Source organism: Photorhabdus kleinii, assembly GCF_025384885.1.
Taxonomy (GTDB): Bacteria; Pseudomonadota; Gammaproteobacteria; order Enterobacterales; family Enterobacteriaceae; genus Photorhabdus; species Photorhabdus kayaii.
The window spans coordinates 1-14,266 of sequence record NZ_JAJAFY010000073.1 but is presented as its reverse complement, the minus strand read 5'-3'; the positions used below and the strand labels follow the sequence as shown (position 1 = coordinate 14,266).

The window sequence follows — 14,266 nt, the reverse complement described above, 5'->3', positions numbered from 1 at the left end:
ATAAAAATCCGTGGGGCAATCGTTTAAATGCTCTCCGCATCAGAATTAATGAGCTAGCCGGAGTAAGATTGATGGTTCTACATTAGCTATAGCAGCATAAACACCAATGTAGTGCCCCACACAATTTCATGCTCTCCGTATTGAAGTGTTGGCAGTATTGCACCAGACGCAAGACCCGCATAATCACATATCATTCTAATATAGATGGCGTTATCATAATTAAAGTTGCATAACTCATTATTTGTAATGAACAACCCCGCCGCAAGCAGCGGGGTATCAAACCAATGGCCAACTACAGAGTAGTTCGCCCCAAGGGGCGGGGAATTAGACCCTAAGAGATTAAAGTTATGGATCTTATTGTCAGGATGTTTTTATGAGCATTTTTATGCTCATCTTTGTCAAGGAGCCGTAAGAATGTAAGCGTTGCCATAAACATAAGAACCAACAAGCCTATAACATTAGCATTGAACGCTTGAGCAAGAGTAAAACCAGCTTCCCTAAGCAGAATATATATGGATAACGTCATCATATATATGAGAGAGAATATTAAGATTGGTTTATTTGATAGCCTATATAATTTTTCCATCATCAATACCTTTATTTATTGAATTATTTTTTCGTTTTTCCCTGCTCTTCTGGTTCTTTTTTCCCGGCCAGCAACGCCGCCAGTTGTTCGTTATGCGATTTCAGCGCCTTAAGCTCACCAGTCATGGCCGCTTTCGCTTCCCTCGCTTCGGTTGCCTCTTTCAGTGCTTTATCCAGTGCTGTTTGTCGTGCTTTTAGTTCTGCACTGGCGGATTTCCCGGCCTCGTCGAGTCGTTTTTGTAGGTCGCTTTCGCTCCGGGCATGTTGCGCCTTCAGTGCTTTCATTTCCTCAAAGAACTGCTCTTTAGTAGTCCGTAGCTCAGCTGCGTGATTTGTGGTAGCTTCAGCCAATTTCTTCTCGGCGGCATCAAGGCGTTTTTTCAGTTCCTCTTCATTCCGGGCATGATGTGCCTTCAGCTCCTTCACTTCCCCGGCGTGTTGCTCTTTAGTGCCTCGAAGCTCGGCCACTGCTTCAGCCAGTTTTTTTCCAGCATCTTCTAGTCTGTCCTGCCTATCGGCCAGTTGCTGCCGGTGCTGTTCTACGGCTTTGTTCCCCGCCTTTTCTGACTCATCGAGTCGTTTCTCCGTAGAGGCCAAACGTTCACGCAGTTGCGCCAGCTCTACGGCCTGAGACTGCTCTTTCCCCCTGCTTTCGTCCAGCGCGGCAATCGTGGTGCTGTGTTCATCCCGCAGCGCATCAAGGGTTTCTTCAAGATCGTCAACGGTCTGTGCAGCATCTGCTAACTCGCGTTCGGCTTGCGCCGTTTGTTCACCCGCCGCGCGGGTGACTTCGGCAACCCGCCGTTCTGCAGCTCTGACCGCTTTATCATTCAGCTCTAACGTTAACTGCGCGATGCGTTCTGTAAGCGCCACTGATACGGCTTTCATTTCTTCGGCTACTTCGACCGGCAGCTCTGCAACGGGTTCATGCTCAACAACCGACTGCCCCGCCTGATATTCATCCCATACTTGACGCAGCCGGTTGGCGTCACCGCCTCCGACTTTTTTACGCAGCGCAAACCCGGTGATATTACGGCCTTCCGCTTGCAGAATTTTTCCCGCCTCAATGATGTCTTCCGGTGTGCATGTAACTGGACGCATATTTTTTATCCTCCGTCTGAATATGCACACATTATAAACAAAAGAAACAAAGAAAGAAACAAAGAAAGAAATAAAGAAAGTTATTCCGTGACATCGTAACGTTTTGTGATGTAATTCATCAAAATGGAAAGCATAAAAAACTTTGGAATTGGCAGGTTTTTAGCCGGCAGCTCACCATGAAAGCCTATATCGTTAAATTACGCTGGATAAATGACAATAAGGTATACCCTTATGTCATAGCCTAAGGTGTTGTCATTTTCCCCTTGGATCATCACCTATCTGTCACGTATATTATGATCATCACTTAAACGTCACAAATGGGTGAAAAATGTACATCCACGGTTACCTCAGAGCATCAACAAAAGAACAGGATGCTCTCCGAGCAAAAAATAGGATGAAAGCCTTTGTTGAAGAAAAAGGATTTCGGCTAGCAAGTTGGTACATCGAAAATGTATCCGGGGCATCACTTCAACGGCCAGAACTTTTACGACTGCTTGATGATGCCGCACCTGGTGACATTATTCTCATCGAGCAGGTTGATCGACTTTCACGCCTAGATGAAAAGGGCTGGCAAAAACTAAAGCATCTTATCCAAGAAAAACACCTTGTTGTTGTCAGTCTTGACCTCCCGACGAGCCATATGGCTCTTGCAACACATGCTGACGATGAGTTTACCCTTTCAATGCTTAAGGCTATTAATGGAATGATGCTTGATATGCTAGCCGCCATTGCTCGCAAAGACTATCAGGACCGTCGCCGGCGCCAAGAGGAAGGGATAGTTAAAGCCAAGGTGGCCGGTAAATTCCGGGGACGTCAGGCAGATCATCAATTGCATGAAAAAATCATAGAGCTTCGGGTTAAAAACAGACAGAGCATCCGTGATACTGCGAGGTTATGTGGTGTTTCAGAAAGAACCGTAATCAGAGTGGTTAAACAACGGTCAACTATTTGATAATTAAAACAACTTTTACTTTTTTGTCTGCCTGTGCGGCAGTCTAGTAGTTAATTCACTCATAACAGCCAATCAATGTAGACCCCAAAAAACGGATGATAACACCATGTTTCTTCGTCGTCTTTTTTCCTAAGACAAATCTCACCGAAACGTAAACTGACATCTTTTAACTCTATATGATAAGTATCGGCTAAATGTTGATAAATCGCCTCAGTATCAAGTTCAATCCAGATACTTACACCCGGCGCAAACGATAATTCCGATACATAATCAAAAGATCTACTTTCTTTGATTCCTGCCAGGCCGCTACACCTATCGGGTTGACCGCATGGTTAATTATGGTGTTTTCACACCATTACTGAATAAAACGGCAGATCTGGACATTATTGAGGAACAATGGGATGAGATGATTCACGTATCGCAATCTCTCAAAAAACGTACAGCGCCGGCCCATATCATCGTAGAGCGGCTCACCAACAGTTTTCCATCTGATCGTCTTTCTAAGGCATTCACCAATCTGGGACGACTGATTAAGACGGAATATATTCTGCGTTATCTGACTGATCAGGATTTACGTCGTACCGTTCAGCTTCAGCTCAATAAAGGCGAATACCGACATAAGTTGCCTCGATGGATTTTTTTTTGCAAACCAGGGCGAATTCACGACCGGTGATTACGAAGAGATCATGAATAAGGCCAGCGCCCTGAGTCTGGTATCCAATGCAATCCTGTACTGGAACACATCAAGAATAAGCAACATTGTTAAAGGGTTACGTGAAAATGGTGAAGTTATAGATGATGATGTATTAGCTCATATATCTTTACTACCCTATAAACACGTATTACCCCATGGCACTTATTTTGTTGATGGGGAACCTTACGGTACAGAGCCTACCGACAGGGCAAAACCGTAAGTTTCTGTTCAAATGTCCCCGCTGGTCCTATTTATCCAAATACGTAAATTTATTTTTCATTACGTTTGTATTTTGAAAATTGTAATCTAAACTTAATAGTTAAGTATAAATCTTAATTTATCGTGATCTACCGTTGATTTCTGGATTTATTAAGGTATTTGGTTAAATTTTATTAATTTGTTATTTAAAGGGAAAACGAATTTTACAAATACTGGGTAACTGTCTAGGGGCGGTAGCATGCCAATAATGATCTCGAAGGTTTACTGGGTAGATAAAAAACGTGGGTTTTCGATTGTTTATCCGATTAAGGAATAACAGGAATGATTTCACAGCCTGCATTGCGAAGAGTTTGTGTTTGTAGAGCGAAATTTTGATCGTGGGATGAAACACAGGCGTAACCGTAAAGTACTATAATGGTGAAAGAGTCTCGTTTGCCTTTAGATGAAGAAAACGTAACATGGTGATGAGACAAAAAAACCTAATAAGACATATAAACTGTCTTATTACACTGTTTTTTGGGTGCACCCAAAAAAGATAATAGGTCAGTTCAGGGAGGTGGGTTTTATTTGTAGCGAAATGGTTTTTTTATAAAAACAGGAAGGCATTATAATAAATTTACATCCAAAATATATATAAATAATGGTGTTTAATTATGAATAATAAAGAAGATAAAAATGTTAGTGTATATCATCTATACGGAGGAGATCCAAAGTATCCTGGAGCGATGATAGGAAATGGGCATACAGGAGATAGTAGTGGATCATTCATCAATATTAGGCCCAGTGTAGTATGGAGCTCAAGCGTTTATATGAACGAATATGTTCTTTTCGAATCAGAAGAAGAAAGGAAATATACGATTTATGAATCGCAAAGCGTTATAGCAACAAGTTCCTCTGTAACCCTATCTCTCAGTAAAATATTACTTATTCCTTGGGGGTTTTCCGGTGGAATATTAAATGATTTTATTTTTGTATCCATCGAGTCTAGTACAAATATGTCCAATGAGATACTAACTTTAGTCCCCCCCGGAAAAACATCTCAAAATAACCAACCATCAAAATTCTTTCGATGGCCAGAAATAATAAAAGGCAAAACATACAGACTAATCAGAGGAGATATATATAGCATGGGTTATTATGAGGCAATGGATAGCGTAGATAATAAAACTGAAGTAATACAAGAACAGACTGTGAGATTCAAAAAACAAAAAGTAGAGCCACCTATGTTAGTATAGTTTATAATTAGGATAAAAAATAACAATTTTAGTTATAATGTGATTAATACTGAATGTGTGGGATAGATACATATCACTAGAATCATGCTTTACCCAACTCACATAGAATAAATAGCATTAATAAACATTATATTAATACGTGAATTATAAGGATTGTTGTTTTTACACCACGAATTTGAAAAAGCTTCTGATATAAATAACTTTCCAAAATAGTGCTACACCTTATCTACCAACAATCCTATGTATAACAATGAGTTGAATAAAACCATGTGTAGCGGAATTATGAAACCTTATTTATTATATTTTGCAGAATTAGATGAAAAAAAATAATATTATGGATGTTATTGAAAATTTCATTAAATGTGGAAAAAATGCAATTTTTGAATTTTTCATGTATCTACATGTTGTAGAAAGAAAAAATCTTGTCAGCAAATTTTTCCCTGAAGTTTTCACTAAGCTGTTTTCTAATCAAGAAGTGAGAATAAAAAACAAATATTATAATTCGTTACAATTAAAACTGGGTACAGACTCTGACTCTGGTGGTGATCATTTGGCATACGGTTCAGACCCTACTTTTTCTATCAGTCTTCCTCACCCTGGACCCCTAATTGATAGTTTAACTCAACCTACAAACCAAGAAGGAGCTAGCAATGGCTTATACCTATGATAACCCGGGCGTGTGGAAATCCTCTACTGTTGTCGCTAAGGGGAATATTTTTATGGTAACACCTAATGATGCCAATAACACTATTTACCATGCCGGTGATTTCTATACTGCACAATTTGATGGTAGTATTAGCAATCAATACTACCCGCCTCACGGAGAATCAAATTCCAACTGGCTTTACACAGAACGATGGGATAGTGTTGTTGATGTTTCTGTTGTTCTGTTCGGCAGTGCTAGCAACCCAACGGTTTTATATGGCAATGGACTTTGTATGGTGCCAGTCAGGGTTTACATGACACCAAAAGACGTCAATAATAAATCATTTACCGTTAGCGATGAAGAGTTCGCGAATGCTGTCACGCTGGTTGACTATGCAACCGGGAAGCCATATAACAAACTGTTATCTCCACCAAAGGTGGGGGACGAAAAAACACTGAAGCCAGGCTCGTATTATTGCACCACTGCGGGGGAGTATGTATTACAGTCTGGAATGGGCGTATCAAATTTTTCCGTGGGTAAGCAAGATATCATCCTGTATGTTTTGTATAAATCAGATAGTATTGACACGGTAAAACTCCAACTGGGTTGCATTATCACTCCCACGGGAAATCCTGCTAATACAGTAAAAAATTCTTACGGTGCATCAGGAGCAAACCCTTCGGGTTATATAAATGTTTTATCGAAAAAGAAATTTACTTATGGTGAGAATGCTGATGTCTTTGCATCCTTAGTGAGTGACAATGTCGCACATGGAATAAGTTATGATAAATATTATGTACACTTTCCTGATAATAGTGAAATTAGTCACGTCACTCTTATTAAATCAGCTATAACATCGTACCCGTGCAAACCGATTACAGACAATTGTTTTTATATTAAGTCGGTCACTGGTTATATTGCTTGCGGGGTATTCACGGATGATAAAGTGCATATTAACAAAACATCCTATTCAATACCGAAAATACCATACTTTGGCTTTGGTGGCATTTGCGCTGATTTTTCCAATAATGATTCAAGCCTAATTCACGAGCAATATGGGGTTTGCGTTGTTCTTGTTCGAGAATGGTTAGCCGGATTTAGAGATACCAAAGAAGCCTCAAGTTTACATGGTGATTATAATGGCGGGCAAATGTCTATATATGACAAATATGGAAATTCATGTAATCTATCTTTTAATTACTTCGAGCCAAATAATAAAGATGCCATCCTTGATTTTAAAGTAATTTGATAAAAAATGGCACGACGTTTACAAATTCCACGTTACTTTTACATAAAATGCATACGCAATTGAGCTAATTAATCCGGTAACCCCAGCTTTGCCGGGGGACTCCGAAAGGTTTGACCTTTAAGTCAGTCGCGCAAATCCTCATCTCCGCCAAGAGATGAGGATTCATGATGAGAGACTATCAGAAGCTTAAGCCATACGAAATGGGACTGTAAATATCACGTAGTTTATATCCCGGAGCGCCGAAAACAGCGGTTATATGGCGCGCTACGACAAAGATATTTCATGAGCTTGCGAACCAGAAGGGCTGCCAGATTCTGGAGGGGCATCTGATGCGCGACCATGTCCACATGTGCATCAGCATTCCGCCAATATCGACAATCGTCGGTTATCTGAAGGGGAAAAGCGCGATAGCAATAGTCCGGCACTTTGGCAGGGGCAAAAACTTCACCGGCGAAGTCTTCTGGGCACGTGGCTACTTCGTATCTACGGTAGGGCTGGATGATGCAACGATCAAGGCTTACATACGCAACCTGGAGCGAGAAGATGGACGGTACGATCAGATGAAACTGAACGTATAGCAATCGCCTTGGGCGGCTCATGGTGAGGAACTAACCTTAGAGCCTCCGGCTCTGCCGGAGGATACTTACTTTGTATGCCATTAACATGAGAGACTAAAATGAGTATGAATAATCTTTTCACTCAAGCGGGAAATTTTAGCAGTGCCATTTCCGGGGGGGTAGATCCCCGGACAGGACTTTATAATCTCAATCTGTCACTGGGAACTGTTAAAGGAAACGGAGGGCTGGGGCCTGATTTCCCTGTGACCCTGAGTTACTCTCCTCTAGCTCAGGGGAGTGATATCGGGTTCGGTGATGGGGTTTCGATGGGATTTTCAACATATGATGCCAGCTCAGGACGGCTGTCGCTATCCACCGGTGAGCAATACCAGGTTAACTGGTCAGGACAGGGAAATAAACTAAACATCAGGCAAAAAAAGCTCGATAGTTACCATATGGAAAAGCTGGACGGTAAGGCCTACAAGATCATCCATTGTTCGGGCGATCTTGAGTTCCTGCAGGGATTTGATTACGGTGGCGATTTAAAGTTGCCAAAACAGCTGGTCAGTGTGGAAGGATATACGCTTCATATTGACTCCGTTAACCTCAACGGAGTCATGTACCTGTCAAGACTGCGTGATGAGTCGGAGACAGTACTTCTGAATATTGATTACGATGGCAACAAAACAACGCTCACGTTTTATCCGGATACGCTCGAGGGTTATAGTGTTGTACTGACAACCAATAACGGTTATCTGAAAACCATCACCCGTGAAGCGTTTGGTAAGGAATCTCTGGTATGGACTATAGGGTATGATGATACGACAATGGGAAAGTGGGCAACATCGCTGACCTATCCGGGAGGTATGACTGAAACCGTCACGTACCCGCCGCGTAATAGTACGGAGGGACACAAGTTCCCGGACACAGCTCCACTCTCCGGGCAGGTCGTGATGCCTTACGTGATAACGTATAAAAAAACGCCGGGGGCGGGGCAGCCTGAGCAGGTTTCAGATTACGAATACTCAGCGTTCAACTATCTGGGATACCAGTCAGGTATTAATTCGTGGAGTGGCACTGACGACAACCTGTACGCCTGCCTGACTGATTATGAGTACTGGTCAGCCGAAACCCGCCACAACAATGCCGGGAAAAACCAGGTCATCACACGCAAATACAACAACTTCCATCTGCAAACACATGAAATAACGGTCTGCGGAGATTTTTCTTCCGTAAAAGACATTGACTATTATGCTAAGAAGTACACTCCGTTTGACGACCAGCCCCCCCAGTTCCAGTTTCCGAAATCAATCACCACCACCTGGACGGACAAAAGTGACGGGAAGAATATTCTCAGTCGTACTGAAATTGTGCGCACCGAATTTGCTGAATCGGGTGCTCAGACAAAACAGACGGATGCTGACGGCACGGTGACGGAGTGGGAATACTACCCGGCAAGTGGCGCAGCGGGCTGCCCGGCGGAACCCAATGGGTTTACCCGCTTTACGAAAAGTGAGACGGTGACACCCTGCAAGACCGCGTACAACTCACCGGTGCATAAAACCGTGTATACCTATGCGACGACGGAGCATGCCGGGACAGACGTCAGCGCCTTGGTGATGAAAGCCACGGAAAAACACTTTGCCGATAGCGTGCTTCTGAAGACCCTGACCTGTGAATACGGGACAAACGCCGCAAAGACCGCAGGCGTACTCACCCGGAAAAAGACGACCTGTCATGACGGCAACACGGACTACACGACGACCGAGGCCGTGACGTTCAGCGATGCCCTCGTCAGCGTTGACGGGAAAAATATTGATGCGCGGGCGTCTGTTTACACCCTGACCAGCCATGATGGTCTCACGGTGACCCATTCGAAAACAGTATCACGCATGACCGGTCGCGTGCTGGAAAAGACCAACAGCAAGGGGATTGTCACAGGGTACACCTACAACTCGCTGGGTTGGCCGATCACACGCGTGCGCTGCAAGGGTAATGTGGAGGGATACAAAAACACCACTACCTGGGATTACACCGTTGATGATACCTGCGGGGTATCTGTCACCACCACCGACGCGACCGGCAACAAGGTGCGCCATGCGCTGGACGGGATGGGCCGTCTGCTCCACATCAAGAAAAATGACGTAGATATGGACAGCTGCAACCCGGAGCCAGAGTTTTTGATGCAGCAGCAGACCTGGGATGTGCTGGGGCGCAGCGTGAACAGCACCGATCATGACTATCATAATGCAGGCAGCAAAACTACCCCTGACCTGACGGTGGAGCAGACGCAGACGTACGACAACTGGGGTCAGGTGAGCCAGTCAGTCGGCCCGGACGGCGTCATCACCCACACTGAAACGGTGCTTGTGCCGGCTCCGGATGCAGATAACAGTGTCTGGCAGACCCGCAGCTGGCAGTCGGGCGAGAAGCCCACCTCCATCACCTCCGGCATCACGGTCACGACGCTGGACGATAACCACAATCCGGTTAAGACGGAGTTGTACCCGAAAAATGCGCAGCCCGGCAAAAGCACGCCTTACAGCACCACGACCAGCGAGTATGACGGCTGGAACCGGTTGCGCAAGCAGACCGATGAGCTGGGACAGACCACCACGTATGAATACGACGCTTTTAACCGTCCGACGGTGACCACCCTACCGGACGGGATGCAGACCGTCAGGTCTTACGTGCCGTTCAGCGCCGCGAAGCTCCTGGTCTCCATTAGCGTGGTGACCGGCGGTCATTCAACCCTGATGGGTACCCAGACGTTTGACGGACTGGGCCGCCTGCTGAGCACGACCAGTGGCGGGCGCACCGAAACCTTTGAATACCACGCTGAGCATCAGCGTCATCCTTCCCGTATCATCGCTGCAGATGGCGCAACAGTAGACTATACCTATATCGCTGAGCTGAATGATGTGCCGCAGTCCCTCTCCACATCAAATACGACGCCAGAGCAGGCGGTGAGCCAGAAGTGGACCTATGACCCACTGACGGGAGCCCTGCAGTCGGACAGCGAGGGTCTGCAGAAGACAACGTACGACTACGCAAAATCGGGCACACCAGATAAGGTCACGGTGCAGTCTGATGACCAGCCCCTTCCGCTAAGCAACAGCCTGTCAGTCCGCACGGTGGGCGGCACCCCCCTCACCGCCACGGATTACGCCGGTGTGTCGCAGACTCTCACCCTGGATAATCATGGACGCCCCACCACCCTGGAGGACCAGGACGTCTGCAGCAGACTGGTCTATGACGCCCTGGGACGGGTCACACAGTGGACCGCAACCAGTAAGAAAAATGATTCCCGCAAAACGACCATACTGGAGCTGGATGATTACGGCCGTGAAACCCTGCGCACCATTACCATTGAGACCCGGGACGGAAGCGACACCCTGACCATCAGTCAGGCGTGGAGTCCAAAACATCAGGTGACCCGCCGGAGGACGACCCGCAACACCGAAAATCTGCGGGACGAGAGGTACGATTTTAACGCGCAGCGCGGCTGGCTGATGAATTACACCGTCACCGGTACCACCCCACCGCAGGATGAAACGGGCAGGCCCCTGAGTGAAGTGACCTTTTATTACGATAGCATCACCGGGAATATGAAGGGGAAAACAGTCACTTATGCGGACAAAAGCGCGACCCAGGTCTCAACAATGTACTGGTTTAATAACCCGGACGACCCGTGCCAGCTGACAAGTTTTGCATCGGCAGAAGACGATGCGCCAACCAGCCTGACGTATGACACCGCTGGCCGTCTGACGCAGGATGAGCGGGGTCGTATTCTGCGCTATGACGCCCTGGGACGTCTGTACGCCGTGACGGACGGTAAAACCCTCCTCAGCAGTTACCGGTATGACGCCAGTAACCAGCTTGCCGGCCAGACGACGGGCGACACCACCACCCATCATTACTACGCGAATAACACGCTGTCGTATCTGGAAGATAACCAGAAGAACAGCACCCGCCTGACGCCGTACGCGCAGGTGAGCAAAGGAAAGAACGCCGGTACCTGGCTGACCAGCACGGACATGATGGGCAACGTGCTGTCGGTGACGGACGGTAACACAACGGAAAGCCACGCGTTCACGCCGTACGGGGTGCGCAGCAGCGATACTAACACCGCTGACAACAGCGTTGCGGTCACGGGCTACAATGGGGAGCGACTGGATGATACGTTAACCCAGTACCACCTAGGCAACGGCTACCGGGCGTATAACCCGGCCCTGCAGCGCTTCACCTGCCCGGACAGCATGAGTCCGTTCGGGGATGGGGGGGTTAATCCGTACATCTACTGCGAAGGGGACCCGATAAACCTCACCGACCCGACAGGGCATGGTGTTGTAAGTCGGTGGGTCAGGAGGGGCGTTGCGATTGTTGTGGACTGTATTGGACGGGCGACGAAAGATGCAGTCGAAGGGGAGACCATCTCGATCACTGTTCGGGATAGTGGCGATGCTATCCCCAGTTTGGTTAGCTCGGGTCGCCCAGTCGCAGAAACTATCAGGAAAAATCGCTCTATGAGCCTGAGTTCTACTCCCCCCCTCCGAACTCCGGAAATGGAACTGATAGGCTATCATGGAACATCAAATAAGTTTACCAATCTAGATGACGATATAAAAAATCTACGTGATGATAAACCTGTCAGCATATTCTCCGGATTAAGAAGATCTATGATAAACAAAAATGGTGGTATATCCGCTGGCCCCGGGTTTTATCTTGCACCAGGCACAAGGATAGCTGACGACTTTGCATCAGTAGCTGCAAAGGAATTTGGTGGAGATCCTGTAAAAGTAGGGGTTTATGCTAAGCGCAGTGATTATGATGCGCTTTTCCTCCAAAATCAGGCCTCGTGGCAAACAATGGGTGAACATGGACTGACATTGAACTACAAGTTTAAGAAGGTATATGAAATTAAGATAAACCCTAGTGGGTACACTAGGATACATTTATCCCTTCTTGAAAACGAGATTGACGATATCCTACTTCCTATATCCAAGGAAGCTCCATGGTAATTCGTCACTGTTGCAAAGTTTGATTTCTATAAAAAATGGAGTACTACAGTTACAATATATTGTGTTTACAGTCATCAAAACAACAAACGGTGGCTGCTGGCACAGGCTGCAGGATAAGTGCGCCTGAAAAATGGATTTCAGGTTAAAAAGACGGCTAAATGGTTATTTGTGTGTGCAATCAGCCCGTATTCGTTGGCACAATGGAGCTCCGAAAAACCATTTTAATGGTCTGCATTTTTATAAAACGCTTTTCCAAATCGCTAACCATGAACGAATTCGCAATGAAAATGGTGCGTAAGTATTGAACTTCATAAATTTCTATTATACTGTACTCATATCCAGCACTGAGGTGTTGGATATGTTCGTCGAGCTCGTTTCCGGTAATTTTTAGATGCAGGCTGTTTACTGTTAAACCTGCTAAATAGCTGCGAGGAATAGTGCTCCATTTTTCCCTTGAAGTCCAAAAGATTGGACTGGTAATGACGTTGTTTTGATATCAAATCACGCTCAAAAACGCTCATTTTCTTGCCCTGTGTTTTCAGCACTAAGAAAGGCGGCCTAGCGTTGCACTTCGAAGTTGAATTCACAAACCAATATATTGAAATATGGCAAGTAAAAGCAGTTTTTGGTGTTTATCTTTAGGTTACCATGATGAAAATAAATTCATTTCCTGATACAAAAAAGATGCGCAATAAATCAATCAAGTCAATAGCATGTTGTTTGTTATTATTCAATTTTAATCCCGCTGCATATGCAGTGGAAAAATTTATCTTTATTATTGGTTCAGATCCGCAGCCGTGGCATCTAAATAATAATCAGGAAGGTTATAATGGCGACCCCAATTCATCTAAAAATGAAGCTTTATGGAAAAGCAGAACAGAGCCAACATATCAAAGCATGCGATATCTTGATGCAAAATTTGTTATTGTTAATGGTGATATGACGGAATATGGGCGTGATAATACTTGGCGTGATACGGAAGCGGCCTATTCTAAAGCGGGTATTCCAATACTATATGGCCTTGGAAATCATGATTACAATAACAACGTTCATGACTGTTCGGATGGAATAAATACATACTTTGATAATTGCGCAGGAAATTCCGTTGTTAATAAGCTATGGATGAAATTCGGCTATAGAGTTCCATTAAGCAACTATGGAGGAGTTGCGGGATTGAACATAGTCCGTAGTGACTATAAACTCACACCACCTAAAGGTTCTGGTAAGTATCAGTTAGATGGTAGTTTAGCGTACTCTTTCGAATATGGAGGTGTCCATTTCATACAATTAAATATGTGTCCAACTTATACGGTTGATCTCAGTATTGCAGATTACAATATACACATTTCTGACTCCCTAAAATGGCTAACTGATGACATCAATAATGCTCATAAATTTGGATACAAAGTAATTCTCAACTATCATACTGCATGGGATTATCAAAGCAAGGGTGAAAACGACAGCTACGTAAAATGCCCGCAGACAGAAGAACTCTCAAAATTGTTAGGGATGGGGGATTTCATTTTTACGGGCCATACACACACCATAAATATTAACCCTGGTAATATTTATGGTGTGCGAAATTTCACTTCGGGAGCCCTATTTAACGGAGAGTATTTCCTTGTTTCAGTCGATAATTCCGGTATAACGGTAACCGCATATAACGGGCTTACTGGCAAACCTGAACGTGTTCAGCAGACGGATTGGTTTGGTAACAACAGTGACATGCCACCGAGAGTGGAACCATGGACTAAAAAACCATAATGAACAACCCCGCTGCAAGCTGCGGGGTATCAAAACCACAATCAATTACATGGTATGTCGCCCCAATGGGGGCGATGCGACCCTCAGAGATTCAAATAGCAAATGCAACACTTAGCCTATCCGGGAGCGTTTGGCGAAAGGGAAATTAAAGTACGCTAAGATTTAGGGATCGGCAATAATGGCCTGAATCCCCCTTTCTCTGTAAACGTCCGGTCATCTCACCTTGTTCTTCCCCTCCGGCCC

The 14,266-nt window shown here is 45.1% G+C and carries 7 protein-coding genes and 3 pseudogenes; 8 read left to right on the top strand and 2 right to left on the bottom strand.

Annotated features, from left to right (window positions below; genetic code table 11):
- Nucleotides 1-609: 609 nt before the first annotated feature.
- Nucleotides 610-1,686: a DNA-binding protein gene (locus LG003_RS21445; protein WP_262981604.1), complete on the bottom strand. Its 1,077-nt coding sequence runs from the start codon at nucleotides 1,684-1,686 to the stop codon at nucleotides 610-612.
- A gap of 328 nt (nucleotides 1,687-2,014) precedes the next feature.
- On the opposite strand from LG003_RS21445, the gene LG003_RS21440 reads away from it, so the two are divergent.
- Nucleotides 2,015-2,638 (top strand): recombinase family protein, encoded by a 624-nt coding sequence (locus tag LG003_RS21440; protein WP_262981603.1) that lies wholly within the window; start codon nucleotides 2,015-2,017, stop codon nucleotides 2,636-2,638.
- 310 nt (nucleotides 2,639-2,948) lie between these two features.
- Nucleotides 2,949-3,552 (top strand): annotated as a pseudogene (locus LG003_RS23575) (Tn3 family transposase); the annotation flags it as partial.
- 319 nt (nucleotides 3,553-3,871) lie between these two features.
- Here LG003_RS23575 and LG003_RS21425 read toward each other — a convergent pair.
- Nucleotides 3,872-3,964 (bottom strand): annotated as a pseudogene (locus LG003_RS21425) (recombinase family protein); the annotation flags it as partial.
- Between the two features lie 240 nt (nucleotides 3,965-4,204).
- Here LG003_RS21425 and LG003_RS21420 point away from each other — a divergent pair.
- From LG003_RS21420 to LG003_RS21395, 6 genes and pseudogenes are all read left to right on the top strand, one after another.
- Nucleotides 4,205-4,786: a hypothetical protein gene (locus LG003_RS21420; RefSeq protein ID WP_262981600.1), complete on the top strand. Its 582-nt coding sequence runs from the start codon at nucleotides 4,205-4,207 to the stop codon at nucleotides 4,784-4,786.
- Nucleotides 4,787-5,102: 316 nt separating this feature from the next.
- Nucleotides 5,103-5,453: a hypothetical protein gene (locus tag LG003_RS21415; RefSeq protein ID WP_262981599.1), complete on the top strand. Its 351-nt coding sequence runs from the start codon at nucleotides 5,103-5,105 to the stop codon at nucleotides 5,451-5,453.
- On the top strand, nucleotides 5,437-6,681 hold the full coding sequence (locus tag LG003_RS21410; protein ID WP_262981598.1) for a hypothetical protein: 1,245 nt from the start codon (nucleotides 5,437-5,439) through the stop codon (nucleotides 6,679-6,681). Before LG003_RS21415 ends, LG003_RS21410 begins: the two co-directional genes overlap by 17 nt.
- Nucleotides 6,682-6,848: 167 nt before the next feature.
- A pseudogene (gene tnpA, locus LG003_RS21405) lies at nucleotides 6,849-7,259 on the top strand (IS200/IS605 family transposase).
- A 305-nt stretch (nucleotides 7,260-7,564) separates the two neighbouring features.
- Nucleotides 7,565-12,259 (top strand): RHS repeat-associated core domain-containing protein, encoded by a 4,695-nt coding sequence (locus tag LG003_RS21400; RefSeq protein WP_262981597.1) that lies wholly within the window; start codon nucleotides 7,565-7,567, stop codon nucleotides 12,257-12,259.
- A gap of 648 nt (nucleotides 12,260-12,907) precedes the next feature.
- On the top strand, nucleotides 12,908-14,023 hold the full coding sequence (locus LG003_RS21395; protein WP_152964033.1) for a metallophosphoesterase family protein: 1,116 nt from the start codon (nucleotides 12,908-12,910) through the stop codon (nucleotides 14,021-14,023).
- Nucleotides 14,024-14,266 lie beyond the last annotated feature (243 nt).